The sequence below is a fragment of the Pseudomonas sp. yb_2 genome (genome assembly GCF_043103905.1).
GTDB classification, from domain to species: domain Bacteria; phylum Pseudomonadota; class Gammaproteobacteria; order Pseudomonadales; family Pseudomonadaceae; genus Aquipseudomonas; species Aquipseudomonas alloputida.
Genome location: NZ_JBICKH010000006.1, coordinates 200,429 through 216,435, shown reverse-complemented (window position 1 = coordinate 216,435; position 16,007 = coordinate 200,429). Strand labels below are relative to the sequence as shown.

Below are 16,007 nucleotides of genomic sequence, written 5' to 3'. Positions count from 1 at the left end.
TGCTGTAAAGGGGCGGGCGCGCAATTCATGTAAATCAGGGGCACGGCCTGTAACCGGGCAGGTGGCCTCAGGACACCGAAACCCGGTTGCGTTGCGCTTGTTTGAGGAAGTGGGTCAGTTCACGGGCCGAAAGGGGCTTGCTGTAGTGGTAGCCCTGGCCCTCGTGGCAACCCTGGGCAACGATGTAGGTTTCCTGCTCGGCAGTCTCCACGCCCTCGGCGATGACCTGCATTCCCAGGCTCTTGCCCAGCTGGATGATGGCGCGAACGATGGTGGCGTCGTCATCATCGTCGAGCAGGTCCTGAACGAAGCTCTTGTCGATCTTGATCTTGTCCAGGGGCAGCGACTTCAGGTAGCTGAGGGACGAGTAGCCGGTGCCGAAGTCGTCGATGGCAATCAGCGCCCCGGAGCGGCGCAGGCTCAACAGGTGCTGGGCGGCGGTGCTGATGTCTTCCATCAGGCCGGTTTCGGTGACTTCCAGTTCCAGGCTGCGCGGTGGTAGGCGATAGGCTTGCAGCAGGTTGTTGACTACCCGTGGCAGCTCGCTGTGGTGCAGTTGCACGGTAGACAGGTTGACCGCCATGCGCAGGTCGCTGAAACCTTGGTCGTGCCATTCGCGCAGTTGCCGGCAGGCCTGGTCAAGCACCCATTCGCCGATGCTGATGATGCTGCCGTTCTGCTCGGCCAGGGGGATGAACTGGTCGGGTGGCACCATGCCCAGTTCCGGGTGCTGCCAGCGCAGCAGGGCCTCTACGCCAACCACCCGGTGGTCGCGGTAGCTGATCTGTGGCTGATACACCAGGTAAAGCTGGTTGCGGGGCAGGGCTTCCCGCAGGTCCTTTTCCAGTTCGCGACGGCGACGCATCTCGCTGTCGACGCTGGCGATATAGAACTGGTAGCGGTTGCGCGAGCGGGCCTTGGCCAGGGTCATGGTCTGTTCGGCTTTCTGCAGCAGTTTTTCGGTGCTGTCACCGTCTTCGGGGAACAGGGTGATGCCGATGGTCGCACGCAGGCGGATTTGCTCGTGGTCGAGGTCGAACGGTACTTCCAGGTCATCAAGGATGCTTTGCGCCAGTTCGGCAGCCTCGTAGGGCTGCTCGATATTGGCCTGTACCAGGGCGAACTGGTCGCCGCCCAGCCGCGCCAGAGCGCCCAGGCGGCCGCTGTGGGCGCGTAGTCGATCGGCCAGGGCCAGCAGCAACTGGTCACCGACCTGGTAGCTGAACTGTTCGTTGATACCCTTGAAGTCGTCCAGGCCAACGCACAGCACTGCCACACGGTGCTGCAGACGGCCGCCGTCGACGAGGATCTTGTCCAGTTGCTGCTGCAGTTGCTGGCGGTTGGGCAGGCCGGTGAGGAAGTCGTACTGGGCCATGCGCTGCAGGCTGTTCTCCGCCTCGTGGCGCAGATGGGTGTTGCGCTCGATCGAGGCCAGCAACTGGTTGGCGGTGTTCACCCACAGGCCCAGTTCGTTTTTCTCGTGGCCCTTGAGCAGCGGTATCTGGTGCTGGCTGGGGCGGTCAGGGTTGATCTGGGTGAGGTGCTCGATGATCTTCGACAGCGGTTTGGTCAGCAGCCAGTGGTAGACCAGGTAAAGCACCAGGCCCATGGCCATGGCCCGCAGCACGCCGGATATGAAGATGATCACCGCGTTGATCAGGAAATCTTTGCCGTAGGAGGAGGTATCGAGGGTAATGCTGAGGTCGCCGTAGTATTCGCTGTAAGGGCCACGGCCGACCAGTTGTGTGGTGTAGGTGCGCTCCTGGCCGAGGATGAGGTCGGTGAGCCAGCGCATGGACATGTCCTGCAGCGGGCGGGACTTTTCTGCCAGCATGGTTTCGTTGGGGTGGCCAATGGAGGCCATGCGCACTGATTCGTCCTGGAACAGGCCTTCCATGACCTGCATGCCCATTTCACGGTCGAGGCTGTAAACCGCCTGGGTCGAGGGATCGCGGAACATGTCGAGGATGCGCTGGGCATCGTTGTCCACGGCCTGGCGGGTCTTGTAGGTGTCATAGACGATTTGCGCACAGCTGAGCACGACGCCAACCGCCAACGCCGACAGCAGCACGACCCTGAGCAACTTGACCGACAAGCTGTTCCGCAATTCCAGCTTCAATGGGGTTTCCTTAATCCATGCGCATGGCATCATTTTGCCATCAACGATGACGATACACTACCGGCCGATCATGAGCAGTGTATCGGTTGCCCGACCCCGCAACTTGAATGCGCTGTATCAATCTTCCAGAGGTTTGATGTTAGCGTGGTATGCGGTCTGAGCAAGCAAAACCGTGCCAGCCTGTTTGCGGCAATACAGGCACAAAAAAACCCGGCACATGGCCGGGTTTCTCGTTCAAGGCCGAGGGACTCAGGCCTTGAAGGTCTTGCCTTCGAACTGCTCGGCAACGAAGGCCCAGTTGACCAGGTTCCAGAACGCCTCGACGTACTTCGGACGCAGGTTGCGGTAGTCGATGTAGTAGGCGTGTTCCCAGACGTCGCAGGTCAGCAGCGGGGTGTCGCCGCTGGTCAGTGGGCAGCCGGCGCCGATGGTGCTGGCCAGGGCCAGGGAACCGTCAGCTTTCTTCACCAGCCAGCCCCAGCCGGAACCGAAGGTGCCAACCGAAGTCTTGGTGAACTCTTCCTTGAACTTGTCGAAGGAACCGAAAGCGGCGTTGATGGCGTCAGCCAGTGCACCGGTAGGCTGGCCGCCGCCGTTTGGCGACAGGCAGTTCCAGTAGAAGGTGTGGTTCCAGACTTGAGCGGCGTTGTTGAAGATGCCGCCCGAAGAGCTCTTGACGATCTCTTCCAGGGTCTTGCCTTCGAATTCGGTGCCTGGGACCAGGTTGTTCAGGTTCACGACATAGGTGTTGTGGTGCTTGTCGTGGTGATACTCCAGGGTTTCCTTGGAGATGTGCGGCTGCAGGGCATCATGGGCGTACGGCAGCGGCGGCAATTCAAAAGCCATGGTGGATCTCCTGATTCAGGTCTGTTTGCGGTTTGCGCAAGGCCGATCACGGGCGGCCCGATAAGCGTCGGCGAGTCTGTACTCTTTGCGACGCAAGGGCTGGATCATAGCACCGGGCCCGGCGCATAACCACGCAACAAACATAGGGAATAGAGGTTCCGGAGGGGTTGGGCTGTGCCGACCAGTGGCTCGCCGTTGCGTTGGTGTTGCCAGTGAGGGCGAGCGTCGCTCGATCTGGCAGGCGATGAATATGCCGCACCAAGCCACGAGGTCAGTTGAAGATCAATTGTGCCGCCACCGCGAACATCATCACCGCCACCATCAGGTCGAGCATGCGCCAGGTCGCAGGCCGCGCCAGCCACGGTGCCAGCCACGCCGCGCCAATGGCCAGGGTCGAGAACCACAGCAGCGAAGCGCTGGCCGCACCGGCCACGTAGGCGCCAGGGGCGGACTGTTGGGCGCCCAGCGAGCCGATCAGCAATACCGTATCGAGGTACACGTGCGGGTTCAGCAGGGTCACCGCCAGGGCGCTGAGCAGTACGGCGCGACGTGAGCGAACGCCCTGGCCTTGCTGGTGCTGCAGGCTCTGCTTGGAGCAGGCACTGCGCAGCGCCTTGGCGCCGTACCAGATCAGGAACACTGCGCCGCCCCAGCGGGCGATTGCCAGCAAGGTCGGGTTGTGTGCCAGCACGGTGGCCAGGCCGAATACCCCGGCGGCCACGAGGATGGCGTCACAGACGATGCACAGCGCTGCCACCGGCAGGTGATGCTCACGGCGCAGGCTCTGGGCGAGGACGAAGGCGTTCTGGGCGCCGATGGCCATGATCAGGCCGAAGGCCACCAGCATGCCATTGAGATAGCTTTGCCACATGGCAGGGCTCTCCAAAAAGGGTCACGGAAGATGCTGGCCATTGTGATGTTCGGCGCTGTATAAGAAAAACAAATAAAGCTGATCACCCATTAGGAAAATCGATGTTCGACTACAAACTGCTGGCTGCCCTCGCGGCCGTGATCGAACAAGGCGGTTTCGAGCGTGCGGCGCAGGTGCTGGGCTTGTCGCAATCGGCCATTTCCCAGCGCATCAAGTTGCTTGAGGCGCGGGTCGGCCAGCCGGTGTTGGTACGTGCCTCGCCGCCCGGCACGACCGAAGTCGGTCGGCAGCTACTCAACCATGTGCAGCAGGTGCGCCTGCTTGAACGCGACCTGCAGCGCCAGGTACCGGCGCTGGATGAAGAGGGCATGCCGGAGCGCCTGCGTATCGCCCTCAACGCCGATAGCCTGGCCACCTGGTGGGCCGGCGCGGTGGGCAACTTCTGCGCACAACAGAACGTGCTGACCGACCTGGTGGTTGAGGACCAGGAAGTGGGCCTGAAACGCATGCGTGCCGGCGAAGTGGCGGCCTGCCTGTGTGGGAGTGAGCGGCCGGTAGCCGGCGCACGCAGTTTGCCACTGGGGGCCATGCGCTACCGGGCATTGGCCAGTCCCGTGTTCATGGCGCGGCACTTCCCCCAAGGTTTTGTCGCCAGCCGCCTGGCCCGTACGCCAGCGATCGTGTACGGCCCGGACGATTTCCTGCAGCATCGTTACCTGGCATCGCTGGGCATAGAGGGTGGTTTCCTGCACCACCTGTGCCCTTCGTCCGAAGGCTTCCTGCGCATGACCGAGGCCGGGTTGGGATGGGGCCTGGTGCCCGAACTGCAGGCCCGGGAGCAACTGGCCAGTGGGCAATTGGTGGAAATCTGCCGCGATACCCCTATCGATGTGCCGCTGTACTGGCATCATTGGCGCAATGGCGGGCAATTGCTCGCGCAACTGACCGACCACCTGCGGCACACCGCACAGCATTGGCTGGTGCCCTTGTAGCCGTGGCTGGCGTCAGTTGCATCTGAAATCTGGCAAGACGGAGTGTTACATGCGAATTCTGGTCACCGGCGCGAGTGGCTTCATTGGCGGGCGTTTTGCGCGTTTCGCCCTGGAGCAAGGCCTGGACGTGCGCGTCAGCGGCCGCCGTGCCGAAGGGGTCGAGCATCTGGTCAAGCGTGGCGCACAGTTCATCCCGGGTGATCTGGGTGACGCCGAGCTGGCCCGGCGTTTGTGCCAAGGTGTCGAAGCCGTGGTGCATTGCGCTGGCGCGGTGGGTAACTGGGGGCGCTATCAGGATTTCTACCAAGGCAACGTGGTGGTGACCGAGAACGTGGTCGAGGGCTGCCTGAAAGAGCACGTACGGCGCCTGGTGCATCTGTCTTCGCCGTCGATTTACTTCAATGGCCGTTCGCGTCTGGACGTCCGTGAAGACCAGGTACCGCGTCGCTTCCACGATCACTATGGGCAAACCAAGTACCTGGCCGAGCAGAAAGTGTTCGGTGCCCAGGAGTTCGGCCTGGAAGTGCTGGCGCTGCGTCCGCGTTTCGTTACCGGCGCGGGCGATGCCAGTATCTTCCCGCGGCTGATGCAGATGCAGCGCAAAGGGCGTGTGGCGATCATCGGCAACGGCCTGAACAAGGTCGATTTCACCAGTGTGCACAACCTCAACGAGGCGCTGCTAAGTGCATTGTTCGCTGATGACCGGGCGCTGGGCCAGGCCTACAACATAAGCAACGGCCAGCCACTGCCGCTGTGGGACGTGGTCAACTACGTGATGCGCCAGATGCAGCTTCCCCAGGTGACCCGCTACCGTTCCTATGGCCTTGCCTACAGCCTGGCCGCGCTCAACGAGGCGGCCTGCATGTTATGGCCAGGGCGCCCGCAACCGACCTTGTCGCGCCTGGGGATGCAGGTGATGAGCCGTGATTTCACCCTGGATATCAGCCGTGCCCGGCAGTACCTGGACTACCAACCCAAGGTCAGCCTGTGGACGGCGCTGGATGAATTCTGCGGCTGGTGGAAGCATTTGCCGCCCGGCTGACAATGGTCATCAATGCGCCGCGCTGGCGGTTTATACTCGTGCCTCTTTGTGACTACCGCGGTTGAATGTATCCATGCGTAACCATGCTCACGATGACTTTGATGACGTGCCTGCCTTGCGGGCGGGCACCGTTGATGATGACGAACTGATGCCGGCGCATGTGATGCGCAGCCGCCAGAAAGCCGCCCGCGGGGCCAGCACGGCGCCGTTGTGGGCGTTGATCGGTGCCGCGTTCATCGCGTTGGCGGGCCTGGGTTGGTGGAGCTTTCAGCAGATCTCGCTGATGGAGCAGCAACTGGTGGCGACCCAGGAAAGCTTTGCCCGCATCAGTGAAGAGGCGGCTGGCCGCCTTCAGGCGATCAGTGGCAAGGTGGCGGCCAGTGAGTCGGGCGCCACTACCAGCAGTGAGGCATTGAAGCTACAGCTGCGCCAGTTGCAGCAGGGTGTTGCCGGACAGACCGGCGACCTGGGCAAACGTCTGGAGCAGGTGCTGGCCGATACCCGAGAACAGCAGAAGGCTGTGACCGAGCTGCAAAGCCAGTTGCAGGCGCAACTCAAGCTGGTGAATGGCGAGTTGGCGGCGCTGCGTTCGGGCCAGGTCGATGGTGGCAAGCTGGATGCCCAGTTGAAGAGCCTGAGCGAGCAGGTTGCCGCGTTGAAAGCCTCACAGGTGGATGGCGGCCAGCTGGACGGCCAGCTCAAGAGTTTGGGTAGCGAGGTGGCGGCCTTGAAGAAACAGGGCAACCCGAGCGCTGAGATTCAGAGCCTGCAGCAGGACATGCTGGTGTTGAAGAGCCAGGTCGACAACCGCCCGGCCGCCGCGTCATCCAGTGGTGCTTCGGTGCAGGAGTTCGATGCCTTCCGTGCGCAGATGACGCGTAACCTGAATACGCTGCAGAGCCAGATTCAGAACCTGCAGCAACAGATCAACGCTCGTCCGTAACATCAGCTGAGCCTTGTTCGCGGGCACGCCCGCTCCCACAGGATCAAGCGCAGCTTTCAAGCCTGTCGCTATACCGGTGGGAGCGGGCATGGCCGCGAATGGCCCTCAATCACAACCGCGGGTAATCGATGTACCCCACCGGCCCCTTGCCATAGAACGTCTCAGGCCGCGCCTCATTCAACGGCGCATCCGCTGCCAGCCGTGCCGGCAGGTCGGGGTTGGCGATGAACGGCACACCAAACGCCACGGCATCCGCTTTGCCACTGGCCAGGGCCGCATTGGCACTGGCCTTGTCGAACCGCTCGTTGACGATGTACGGGCCACCGAATGCCTCTTTGATCAGCGGCCCGATGCTGTCGTCGGCCTCCCGCTCCCGCGAGCAGATGAAGGCGATGCCGCGCTTGCCCAGCTCTCGGGCCACATAGGTGAAGGTCTCGGCGCGGTCGGCGTCGCCCATGTCGTGGGCGTCGGCTCGCGGTGCCAGGTGCACACCTACGCGCTGCGCGCCCCACACTTCAATGGCCGCATCGGTCACCTCCAGCAACAGGCGCGCGCGGTTTTCCAGCGAGCCACCGTAACGGTCGGTGCGCTGGTTGGTGCTGCTTTGCAGGAACTGGTCGAGCAGGTAACCGTTGGCGCCATGGATCTCCACACCATCGAAACCGGCAGCCTTGGCATTTTCGGCACCACTGCGGTAGGCCTCGACGATGTCGTTGATTTCTTCGGTTTCCAGCGCCCGCGGGGTAGGGTAGTCACTCAGGGGGCGCACCAGGCTCACATGGCCCTTGGGCTGGATCGCGCTGGGGGCCACAGGCAGTTCGCCATTCAGATAGCTGGGGTGGGAGATACGACCCACGTGCCACAGCTGCAGGAAGATGCGACCGCCCGCAGCATGCACGGCCTTTGTCACGTTGTTCCAGCCACGTACCTGTTCATCGTTCCAGATGCCGGGGGTATCTGGGTAGCCGACGCCCATGGGGCTGACCGAAGTCGCCTCGCTGAGGATCAGCCCGGCGCTGGCACGTTGTACGTAGTATTCGGCCATCAGCGCATTGGGCACGCGGCCTTCATCGGCGCGGCAGCGGGTGAGCGGGGCCATGATGATACGGTTGGGCAGTTGCAGGTCGCCCAGTTTGATCGGATCGAAAAGCGTGGTCATAGCGGTTACCTGCCTTGTCAAAGTGCTTGGCGCAGTTGTTCGAGGAACGCCTGTATGGTGGCTTCGTCGCGTTTGAAGAAGTGCCATTGGCCAATCTTCTGGCTGCTGATCAGCCCGGCGCGCTGCAACGTGGCCAGGTGGGCAGAGACGGTCGACTGCGACAGGCCGCAGCGTTGGTCGATTTGCCCGGCACACACACCGTTTTCGGTGCTGTGGTACTGGTCCGGAAACTGGGTTGCCGGGTCTTTCAGCCAACTGAGAATTTCTCGCCTGACCGGGTGGGCCAGTGCTTTTATGATTTCGTCGAGATCGAGTGGCATGGTTTGAGGCTCGTTGTAGCGGTATATCGCGATAGGGCGAAATATAATTCGCTGAATTCCGATATACAAATACGAAGGTGTTCTGAGCTGAGCACGAATCGATATATCGCGTTATAACGATATGTTCGGTGACGATGCTAGACTGCGCTCATGAACTACCTCGCACACTTGCACCTGGGCGGCCCGGCGCCGCAACAACTGCTTGGCAGCCTGTATGGCGACTTTGTCAAAGGCTCGTTGGAAGGGCGCTTTGCGCCTGCGCTGGAGGCGGCCATCCGGCTGCACCGGCAAATCGACAGTTACACTGACCGGCACCCAGTGGTGCTGGCGGCTCTGGCACGTTTTCCGCGCGAGCGGCGGCGTTTTGCCGGCATCGTTCTGGATGTGTTTTTCGACCATTGCCTGGCACGGCACTGGGGCAACTACGCCGATCAGCCGCTGGAGCAGTTCACTGGCGCGTTCTATCGGGTATTGCTGGCAGAGCCTGAGTTGCCTGGGCGACTGGCGCGGATTGCGCCGTTCATGGCAGCGGATGACTGGCTAGGGGCGTATGGCGATTTCGACACGCTGGAACAGGTGTTCAACGGCATTGCCCGGCGCTTGTCGCGGCCTGAGGGGATGGCCGGGGTGATGGTGGAACTGGAGCGGCTGTATGAGCCGCTGCTGGCGGATTTTCGCGAGTTCTACCCGCAGCTGCAGGCGTTTGCGGCGGTAGGGCGGATGTCTGACAGTTAGAGGTGTGTGGGTGATACTGGCCTCTTCGCGGGTAAACCCGCTCCTACGGGCAATGCGCTCGGTGTAGGAGCGGGTTCACCCGCGAAAGGGCCAGAACAGGCAGTGCAGGCATTCAGGCAGCCCGCGCCTGCCGACGTGGCGCCATCTCCACGTCTTCAACCCCGAACAGCGCCAGGTGAATCGCCTGTTGCGCCTGCAACGCCAGCACCGCACGTTCCTTGCCCACGCTACCTATTGGCTGCAGCAGGTGGATGCACACCTCGCCCCGCGGCAGGGCGAACAGGCGCATAAGGTGGGACATCAGGTCGTCCTCACCAATGAACGGCGCTACCGGGTCGATCTGGCCATCACGCAGGTACTGAACAGCGACTGGCTGCACTGCCACGCCACGGTCGATGGCTCCTGCAAGCAGGCGGCCATGAAAGGTGCGCAACGTGCGGCCGCTGGTAGTGGTGCCTTCGGGGAAGATCAACAGCGGACGAGCCAGCCCCAGTTGCCCGGCGATCTGTTCGCGCAGGCGCTGACTGTCGCCACCACCACGGCGAATGAACAGCGTGCCGGCCTTTTCCGCCAGCCAGCCGGCCACCGGCCAGTGGCGCACTTCGGCCTTGGACAGGAAAGACAGCGGCGTGAGCATGCCAAGCAGGGGGATGTCGGTCCAGGAAACATGGTTGCTGACCCACAACATCGGCCGTTGCGGAAGTTCGCCGACTACCTTGACGTCGAAGGGCAGGGCAGCGACCAGGCGCTTCATGAACAGGCAGGTCCAGCGCTGGCGCCGTTCGATCGGCGCCTTGAAGCCCAAGCGTTCGCCCAAGGCGATAATGCTGGCCATCAGCATGCCCTGCGCCAGCACCAGCAGCAGTCGGATGAGGCGGGCCAGTACCCGCAACTTCGGCATCAGACCGCCGCCTTGAAGTGGCGGGCGTAGCGTGGGCACAGCTCGTCGCGTTTGAGCAGGATGAACACGTCTGCCACCTGGAAATCCTCGTCCCAGCATGGCTCGCCGCAAATCTTCGCGCCCAGGCGCATATAGGCCTTGAGCAGCGGGGGCATTTCGGCAATGACGTTATTGGGCAGGGCCAGTTTCGGCAGCGGGTTCTTCGGCTCGGCACGCAGGTGTTCGGTGCACAGGTAACGTTCACGCAGGCGCTGCATCACTGCATGGGCCTGAACGCCGCCGTCCTGCATGGGGATACTGGCGCAGCCCATCAGATAGCTGTAGCGGCCCTCGTTGAGCACCTCGGCCAGTTCGCCCCAAAGCACGGCGATGGTACCGCCGTTGCGGTAGTCGGGGGCGACGCAGGTACGGCCCAGTTCGAGGATCGGGCCTTGCAGCTGCAACAGGCCGTGCAGGCTGAATTCTTCTTCGCTGTAGAAACGGCCCAGGCTGCTGGCGGCCTGGTGATCGAGCAGGCGGGTGGTGGCAACCAGTTCGCCGGTGCTCAGGTCGCGTACACCAATGTGGCGGCAGTGCACGTCGTAGTCGTCCATGTCCAGGCCCTGCTCGGCACCTTTGAGCTTGGCCTTGAATTCTGCGCTGAATACGGTGTAGCGCAGAGCCTGGGCTTCTTGCAACGCCGCGGCGCCAACCAGGCGTTCGGCTTGCAGACGGCGTTCGGTGCTGTAGTCGCCAGCGGTAGCGATCCGAGTCATTACGAGTCTCCATAAGCCAGCCAAGAAGGGTTGCGGCCGGTCGGCTTTGTTGTGCAAAGTCAGCCTAGGTAGACCCAGTGTCACCCCTGTGAATGTTTGGTGATGCTTGCGTGACACACCCTGAGCCTTAACTGAAAGCCCTCCAGCAAGGAGCTGTTCCATGGCCTGGTTGCAACGACTCAACGATCCGCTTCGCCTCGCGCCGACAGGCACCCTGGGCGAAACCTACGCCGCGCTGCTTGAGCGCCTCGGCCCGGTTGCCCCGTTCGAACTGGCGGTACTGGGTGGGCGTGCAATGGCCACCCCGGGCCTGGCCTTCCTGGTGGGTTACCAGGCCGCCCTTCGCGTGCTGTGGCCCAGTGCGCCGCACAGCCTTGGCGCCTTGTGTGCCACCGAGCGGCGCAGCGTGAGGCCTGCAGACATGCGCACACGGCTGGACGCTCTGCGGCTGTCGGGCTGCAAAGACTTCGTTACCGCAGGCCTGGAGGCGGAGTGGTTGCTGGTGGCGGCGCGTAGCGAAGCGGCTGGCGCGGCACCGCAACTGAGCCTGGCGGTGGTCTATCCCGGGGAGCCGGGGGTGACACTGGAGCCATTGCCGACCCTGCCGCTGATGCCGGAAGTCGGGCACGGCCGGCTGCTGCTGGAGCAGGCATCGTGCGAGTTGCTGGCCGGTGACGGCTGGGATGCCTACGTGAAGCCTTTCCGTTCGCTGGAGGATTTGTATGTGCTCGCGGCGCTGACCGCCTGGTTGTATGGCGTTGGGCAGGAGTGCGCCTGGCCGCAGGGGCTGCGCCTGCAGTTGCTTGGGCTGTTGGCCGGCTGCGCCGAGGGTAGCCGCCAGTGTGCCGATAGCATGGGTTGTCACTTGTTGCTTGGCGGGTTGTTTGCGCAGTTCCAGGCCTTGCGGGGGGAGATCGATGCGGCGTTGGCGACAGGGCCGGTGCAGTGGGCGCAAGTCTGGCAGCGTGACCAAGGGGTGATGGCGCTGGCGGCGTCGGCGCGGGAGAAGCGGCTGAACAAGGCTTGGGCTGCTGCGGGCTTTTCATGAATGGCTCACAGGTTTGTGTGAACCGATGAATCGCGGCGTGGTACCTGTGGGGGCGGGGTTCGGTGCAAAGCGGCCGGTACTGGCAGCAGAAAACCTGAAAGACATTTCCTTTTATCGCGCTTGATCCCCGCAAATCCCAGCCGTTGACGTATCATTGGCCGCCTGACGGCAACCCCTCCAGGATCGCTTGCGCATGCTCGCCCTTCTTATCCAGACCCTGAACATCACGGCGCCGGTTTTCGCCATGCTGTTCATGGGCGTCCTGCTCAAACGCATTCACTTGATCGACGACAACTTCAACCGCGTCGCCTCGCAGCTGGTATTCAACGTCTGCATGCCGGCGCTGCTCTTCCTCGGCATCTACCACGCCGACCTGGCCGCAGCGGTCAAGCCCGGTGTCATCCTGTATTTCATCGTCGCCACCCTGGTCGGTTTCGCCATTGCCTGGGGCATGGCCATCTGGCGCAGCCCGATGGCCGACCGGGGCATCTATACCCAGGGCGCCTTCCGCGGCAACAACGGTGTGATCGGCCTGGCCCTGGCCGCCAGCCTGTACGGTGACTATGGCATTTCCCTGGGGGCGGTACTCGCAGGCCTGGTCATCCTCATGTACAACTCGCTGTCAGCGGTGGTACTGGCGGTGTACAGCCCGGACCTCAAGTCCGATCCGTGGAGCATCTGCAAGAGCATTTTCAGCAACCCGCTGATCATCAGCGTGCTGGTGGCCGCGCCCATGGCTTACGGCCAGGTGCCGCTGCCCAACTGGCTACTGACCTCGGGCGACTACCTGGCACAGATGACCCTGCCGCTGGCGCTGATCTGTATCGGCGGCACGCTGTCGCTGGCAGCGCTGCGTAACTGTGGTCGGCTGGCCATCGATGCCAGCTTCGTGAAAATGCTCTGGCTGCCGCTGCTCGGCACCCTTGGGGCCTGGTTGTGCGGGTTTCGCGGGGCGGAGCTGGGCATCCTGTTCCTGTACATAGGCAGCCCGACCGCTGCGGCCAGCTACGTGATGGCGCGGGCAGCCAACGGCAATCATGAACTGGCTGCGTCGATCATCGTGATTACCACGCTAATGGCGGCGATCACCACCAACATTGGTATTTTCATCTTGCAGTGGGGCGGATGGATCTAGATCCTTGACTGCAAATAACAGCAACAACACTGCCTCACTGAGCTAAAGGACACTTCATGCAAGACCAGAGCACGCCCGAGCGGTTACAGCGCGGGCTGAAGAATCGCCATATCCAGCTGATCGCGCTGGGCGGGGCCATCGGTACCGGGTTGTTCCTGGGCATTGCCCAGACCATCCAGTTGGCCGGCCCCTCCGTGTTGCTGGGCTACGCCATCGCCGGCCTGATGGCCTTCCTGATCATGCGCCAGCTGGGCGAAATGGTGGTGGAAGAGCCGGTCGCCGGCAGCTTCAGCCACTTCGCCCACCAATACTGGAGCGAGTTTGCCGGCTTTGTCTCAGGCTGGAATTACTGGGTGGTGTACGTGCTGGTCGGCATGGCCGAGCTGACGGCGGTCGGTATCTACGTGCAGTACTGGTGGCCGGACTTCCCCACCTGGGCCACGGCGGCGATCTTCTTCGTGGTGATCAACCTGATCAACCTGACTCAGGTAAAGGTCTATGGCGAGATGGAGTTCTGGTTCGCCCTGGTCAAGGTGGTAGCCATCGTCAGCATGATCGGCTTTGGTGCCTGGTTGCTGGGTAGCGGTCATGGTGGCCCGGATGCCAGCGTGGCCAACCTGTGGCAGTACGGCGGCTTCTTCCCTAACGGCGTCACGGGTCTGGTAATGGCCCTGGCGGTGATCATGTTCTCGTTCGGTGGCCTGGAGTTGGTCGGCATCACGGCTGCCGAGGCTGACAACCCGCGCGAGAGCATCCCCAAGGCCACCAACCAGGTGGTGTACCGTATCCTGATTTTCTACATCGGTGCCTTGGCAGTGCTGTTGTCGCTGTACCCTTGGCAGAAGGTGGTGCAGGGCGGCAGCCCGTTCGTGATGATCTTCCACGAACTGGACAGCGACCTGGTGGCGACCATCCTCAATATCGTGGTGCTGACGGCTGCGCTGTCGGTGTACAACAGCTGTGTGTACGCCAATAGCCGTATGCTGTTTGGCCTGGCCAGCCAGGGCGATGCGCCGCGTCAGTTGCTGAAGGTGAGCCGTAGCGGCGTGCCGCTGACCGCGCTGGCCGTGTCGGCCTTTGCGACCGGCCTGTGCGTGCTGATCAATTACCTGATGCCGGGCGGGGCCTTTGGCTTGCTGATGGCGTTGGCAGTGTCCGCGTTGGTGATCAACTGGGCGAGCATCAGCATTACCCACCTCAAATTCCGCAAGGCCAAGCTGGCCGCCGGGATCACCCCCTTCTACAAAAGCCTGGGGCACCCGCTGACCAACTACCTGTGCCTGGCGTTCATCGTGCTGATCCTGGTGGTGATGTACCTGACGCCGCCGATTCGCATCTCGGTAATGCTGATCCCGGCGTGGATCGCTGTGCTGTGGGTGGCTTTCAAGCTGAAGAAGGCTCGCCAGGCCAAGGGCTGATCGGGTTTGTTCGTAAGGGGTATGCCGTTAGGTTTTTGGCGCCTGTGAGATCGAGCGCCGCGCGGGCGGCGCTCGATCTCACAGGCGATGAAAGCCTAAAGGCATGCGTCTGGCGGCCCTGACGCGTGCCCCTTCCATGCCCCTCAATGCTGCCTCCGCCAGGCACGCACGGTGGTGTACAGCAACACCGTAGCGAGCACCGGCAGTACATAGAACAGCATCAATCGCTCCAGGCGGCCAGCCAACGGCATACCCATGGTAAAAGCCGCCACATGAAGGCCGTAGGCCAGGTACAGGCAAAGAAACACCAGGCCTTCTGCGCGAGTGATGCGGTAACCGGAATAGAACACTGGCAGGCTCAGGACAGCAACGCCGAGCATTACAGGCAGATCGAAAGACAGCGCGTTAGGCGAGATCGACAGGGGTTCCGGGGTGATCAGTGCGGTCAGGCCAAGTACGGCCAGCAGGTTGAACAGGTTGCTGCCGATCACCGTGCCCACCGCGATCTCCCGTTCGCCACGCAAGGCGGCGATCAGCGCAGCGGCCAGTTCCGGCAGGGAGGTGCAGATGGCGACGACCGTCAGGCCGATAATACGCTCGGACAGGCCCAGGTCGGTGGCCACCTCGATGGCAGCTTCCAGTAGCAAGTGGCCCGCCAGGCTCAGCAGGCCAAGGCCGACTAGTATCTGCAGCAGCGTACCTGACCAGAAGCGCCCGGCCCCGGACCTGGCGGCGTCCGGGGCAGGGTAGGTGCGTGCGTAATGGCGCGACTGATGCCAGAGCATTGCCAGGTAACCGGCCAGCCCCAGCAATAGCAGTGCCCCTTCAATCCTGCCCAGGTGGGCATTGGCGGACAGCGCATACACCAGCCCGCTGGCAAGGATCATCAGGGGAATGTCCAGCCGCACCAGCTGGCGTGAAACCCGCAGCGGGATGATCAGCGCGGCCAGGCCGAGAATGACCAGTACGTTGAAGATGTTGCTGCCGATCACGCTGCCTACTGCCACATCCGGCGCACCCTGGTAGGCGGCCTGCAGGCTTACAGTCAATTGTGGCGCGGTACTGCCGAAGGCCACCAGGCTCAGGCCTATGATCAGCGGGCGCACGTGCAGGCGCTGCGCCAGGCGCAAGGCGGAGCGCACCAGTAGCTCGGCGCCGCCGACCAGCAACAGCAGGGCGACGCCCATTTGCAGCAGGCTAAAAGTGGGAAGGGTGGCCAGGTCGAAAATGGTCGGACTCCTGTCGCGTCAGTCGCTAAGCCCTTGTACTCGCACGCGCGCTGTTCCGCTACGGAGCATGCCGATTTTTTCCGCTGCTGCGCGAGACAGGTCGATCAGGCGGCCGCGGGTGTGCGGGCCACGGTCGTTTATGCGTACCACCACACTGCGCTGGTTGGCCATGTTGGTCACCCGTACACGTGTGCCGAAGGGCAGGCTGCGGTGGGCGGCGGTAAGGGCGTGCTGGTTGAACGGTTCGCCACTGGCGGTGCGTTTGCCATGGTGGCGCGAGCCGTAGTAGGAAGCGGTGCCCGTCTGGTCGTAGCCGCGCGGGTCGATGTCATGGCTGGCGCAGCCGGCCAGGAAAGAAAACAGGGCGAGGGTGCCGAGGGAACGTTTTAGCAAGTCAGGTGCTCTCCGGTGCGACCATTCGCGGGTAAATCCGCTCCTACAGGGAACGCTGGCTTGTGTAGGAGCGGCTTCAGCCGCGAACGAGGGCGAAGCCC

At 62.7% G+C, this 16,007-nt stretch carries 16 protein-coding genes; 7 read left to right on the top strand and 9 right to left on the bottom strand.

Annotated features, from left to right (window positions below):
• Window positions 1-67: 67 nt before the first annotated feature.
• The 3 genes from ACF8FB_RS02155 to ACF8FB_RS02145 all read right to left on the bottom strand — a co-directional run bounded on the left by ACF8FB_RS02155 (window position 68) and on the right by ACF8FB_RS02145 (window position 3,836).
• The gene (locus ACF8FB_RS02155) at window positions 68-2,119 is read right to left on the bottom strand and encodes a bifunctional diguanylate cyclase/phosphodiesterase (RefSeq protein WP_003255193.1); all 2,052 of its coding nucleotides are present in this window, start codon (window positions 2,117-2,119) and stop codon (window positions 68-70) included.
• 249 nt (window positions 2,120-2,368) lie between these two features.
• The gene (locus ACF8FB_RS02150) at window positions 2,369-2,965 is read right to left on the bottom strand and encodes a superoxide dismutase (RefSeq protein ID WP_003255187.1); all 597 of its coding nucleotides are present in this window, start codon (window positions 2,963-2,965) and stop codon (window positions 2,369-2,371) included.
• A 271-nt stretch (window positions 2,966-3,236) separates the two neighbouring features.
• Window positions 3,237-3,836 (bottom strand): LysE/ArgO family amino acid transporter, encoded by a 600-nt coding sequence (locus ACF8FB_RS02145; protein WP_003255185.1) that lies wholly within the window; start codon window positions 3,834-3,836, stop codon window positions 3,237-3,239.
• A 101-nt stretch (window positions 3,837-3,937) separates the two neighbouring features.
• Here ACF8FB_RS02145 and ACF8FB_RS02140 point away from each other — a divergent pair, with 101 nt between their 5' ends.
• From ACF8FB_RS02140 to ACF8FB_RS02130, 3 genes are all read left to right on the top strand, one after another.
• Entirely contained in the window at window positions 3,938-4,828 is an 891-nt protein-coding gene (locus ACF8FB_RS02140; RefSeq protein ID WP_003255184.1) for a LysR family transcriptional regulator ArgP, read from the top strand.
• A 49-nt stretch (window positions 4,829-4,877) separates the two neighbouring features.
• Window positions 4,878-5,870, top strand: a complete 993-nt coding sequence (locus ACF8FB_RS02135) for an NAD(P)-dependent oxidoreductase (RefSeq protein WP_003255182.1) — start codon at window positions 4,878-4,880, stop codon at window positions 5,868-5,870.
• Window positions 5,871-5,943: 73 nt separating this feature from the next.
• Window positions 5,944-6,813 carry an ATPase gene (locus ACF8FB_RS02130; protein WP_161774069.1) on the top strand — a complete coding sequence of 290 codons (870 nt, stop codon included), beginning with the start codon at window positions 5,944-5,946 and terminating at the stop codon, window positions 6,811-6,813.
• A 109-nt stretch (window positions 6,814-6,922) separates the two neighbouring features.
• Here ACF8FB_RS02130 and ACF8FB_RS02125 read toward each other — a convergent pair whose 3' ends face one another.
• A complete protein-coding gene (locus ACF8FB_RS02125) occupies window positions 6,923-7,972 on the bottom strand; it encodes an alkene reductase (RefSeq protein WP_121782901.1) in 1,050 nt (349 codons plus the stop codon).
• Between the two features lie 17 nt (window positions 7,973-7,989).
• The gene (locus ACF8FB_RS02120) at window positions 7,990-8,292 is read right to left on the bottom strand and encodes a helix-turn-helix transcriptional regulator (RefSeq protein ID WP_003255178.1); all 303 of its coding nucleotides are present in this window, start codon (window positions 8,290-8,292) and stop codon (window positions 7,990-7,992) included.
• Between the two features lie 150 nt (window positions 8,293-8,442).
• Between ACF8FB_RS02120 and ACF8FB_RS02115 the strand changes: the two genes are divergently transcribed.
• Entirely contained in the window at window positions 8,443-9,027 is a 585-nt protein-coding gene (locus ACF8FB_RS02115) for an ACP phosphodiesterase (protein WP_010952124.1), read from the top strand.
• A 112-nt stretch (window positions 9,028-9,139) separates the two neighbouring features.
• Here ACF8FB_RS02115 and ACF8FB_RS02110 read toward each other — a convergent pair whose 3' ends face one another.
• Together ACF8FB_RS02110 and olsB are read right to left on the bottom strand one after the other, a co-directional pair.
• Complete coding sequence (locus ACF8FB_RS02110; protein ID WP_392510961.1) at window positions 9,140-9,928, bottom strand: lysophospholipid acyltransferase family protein; 789 nt, start codon at window positions 9,926-9,928, stop codon at window positions 9,140-9,142.
• On the bottom strand, window positions 9,928-10,683 hold the full coding sequence (gene olsB, locus ACF8FB_RS02105; RefSeq protein ID WP_003255175.1) for an L-ornithine N(alpha)-acyltransferase: 756 nt from the start codon (window positions 10,681-10,683) through the stop codon (window positions 9,928-9,930). The genes ACF8FB_RS02110 and olsB overlap by 1 nt, the downstream gene beginning before the upstream one ends.
• A gap of 160 nt (window positions 10,684-10,843) precedes the next feature.
• Here olsB and ACF8FB_RS02100 point away from each other — a divergent pair, with 160 nt between their 5' ends.
• The 3 genes from ACF8FB_RS02100 (at window position 10,844) to ACF8FB_RS02090 (ending at window position 14,284) form a co-directional block, all read left to right on the top strand.
• The gene (locus ACF8FB_RS02100; RefSeq protein WP_010952126.1) at window positions 10,844-11,731 is read left to right on the top strand and encodes a hypothetical protein; all 888 of its coding nucleotides are present in this window, start codon (window positions 10,844-10,846) and stop codon (window positions 11,729-11,731) included.
• A 193-nt stretch (window positions 11,732-11,924) separates the two neighbouring features.
• Window positions 11,925-12,866, top strand: a complete 942-nt coding sequence (locus tag ACF8FB_RS02095; RefSeq protein ID WP_049586457.1) for an AEC family transporter — start codon at window positions 11,925-11,927, stop codon at window positions 12,864-12,866.
• Window positions 12,867-12,922: 56 nt separating this feature from the next.
• Window positions 12,923-14,284: an amino acid permease gene (locus ACF8FB_RS02090; RefSeq protein ID WP_003255172.1), complete on the top strand. Its 1,362-nt coding sequence runs from the start codon at window positions 12,923-12,925 to the stop codon at window positions 14,282-14,284.
• A gap of 143 nt (window positions 14,285-14,427) precedes the next feature.
• Here the strand turns inward: ACF8FB_RS02090 and ACF8FB_RS02085 are convergent, their stop codons facing one another.
• Both ACF8FB_RS02085 and ACF8FB_RS02080 read right to left on the bottom strand, forming a co-directional pair.
• Window positions 14,428-15,471, bottom strand: a complete 1,044-nt coding sequence (locus tag ACF8FB_RS02085; protein ID WP_392510960.1) for a calcium/sodium antiporter — start codon at window positions 15,469-15,471, stop codon at window positions 14,428-14,430.
• A 60-nt stretch (window positions 15,472-15,531) separates the two neighbouring features.
• The gene (locus ACF8FB_RS02080) at window positions 15,532-15,906 is read right to left on the bottom strand and encodes a septal ring lytic transglycosylase RlpA family protein (protein WP_010952129.1); all 375 of its coding nucleotides are present in this window, start codon (window positions 15,904-15,906) and stop codon (window positions 15,532-15,534) included.
• Window positions 15,907-16,007: the final 101 nt, after the last annotated feature.

What these genes read in the sequence shown, in the direction of transcription:
- ACF8FB_RS02150 (WP_003255187.1), bottom strand. Translation starts at nt 2,965, where the DNA reads ATGGCTTTTGAATTGCCGCCGCTGCCGTACGCCCATGATGCCCTGCAG.
- ACF8FB_RS02145 (WP_003255185.1), bottom strand. Translation starts at nt 3,836, where the DNA reads ATGTGGCAAAGCTATCTCAATGGCATGCTGGTGGCCTTCGGCCTGATC.
- ACF8FB_RS02140 (WP_003255184.1), top strand. Translation starts at nt 3,938, where the DNA reads ATGTTCGACTACAAACTGCTGGCTGCCCTCGCGGCCGTGATCGAACAA.
- ACF8FB_RS02135 (WP_003255182.1), top strand. Translation starts at nt 4,878, where the DNA reads ATGCGAATTCTGGTCACCGGCGCGAGTGGCTTCATTGGCGGGCGTTTT.
- ACF8FB_RS02130 (WP_161774069.1), top strand. Translation starts at nt 5,944, where the DNA reads ATGCGTAACCATGCTCACGATGACTTTGATGACGTGCCTGCCTTGCGG.
- ACF8FB_RS02125 (WP_121782901.1), bottom strand. Translation starts at nt 7,972, where the DNA reads ATGACCACGCTTTTCGATCCGATCAAACTGGGCGACCTGCAACTGCCC.
- ACF8FB_RS02120 (WP_003255178.1), bottom strand. Translation starts at nt 8,292, where the DNA reads ATGCCACTCGATCTCGACGAAATCATAAAAGCACTGGCCCACCCGGTC.
- ACF8FB_RS02115 (WP_010952124.1), top strand. Translation starts at nt 8,443, where the DNA reads ATGAACTACCTCGCACACTTGCACCTGGGCGGCCCGGCGCCGCAACAA.
- ACF8FB_RS02110 (WP_392510961.1), bottom strand. Translation starts at nt 9,928, where the DNA reads ATGCCGAAGTTGCGGGTACTGGCCCGCCTCATCCGACTGCTGCTGGTG.
- olsB (WP_003255175.1), bottom strand. Translation starts at nt 10,683, where the DNA reads ATGACTCGGATCGCTACCGCTGGCGACTACAGCACCGAACGCCGTCTG.
- ACF8FB_RS02100 (WP_010952126.1), top strand. Translation starts at nt 10,844, where the DNA reads ATGGCCTGGTTGCAACGACTCAACGATCCGCTTCGCCTCGCGCCGACA.
- ACF8FB_RS02095 (WP_049586457.1), top strand. Translation starts at nt 11,925, where the DNA reads ATGCTCGCCCTTCTTATCCAGACCCTGAACATCACGGCGCCGGTTTTC.
- ACF8FB_RS02090 (WP_003255172.1), top strand. Translation starts at nt 12,923, where the DNA reads ATGCAAGACCAGAGCACGCCCGAGCGGTTACAGCGCGGGCTGAAGAAT.
- ACF8FB_RS02085 (WP_392510960.1), bottom strand. Translation starts at nt 15,471, where the DNA reads ATGGGCGTCGCCCTGCTGTTGCTGGTCGGCGGCGCCGAGCTACTGGTG.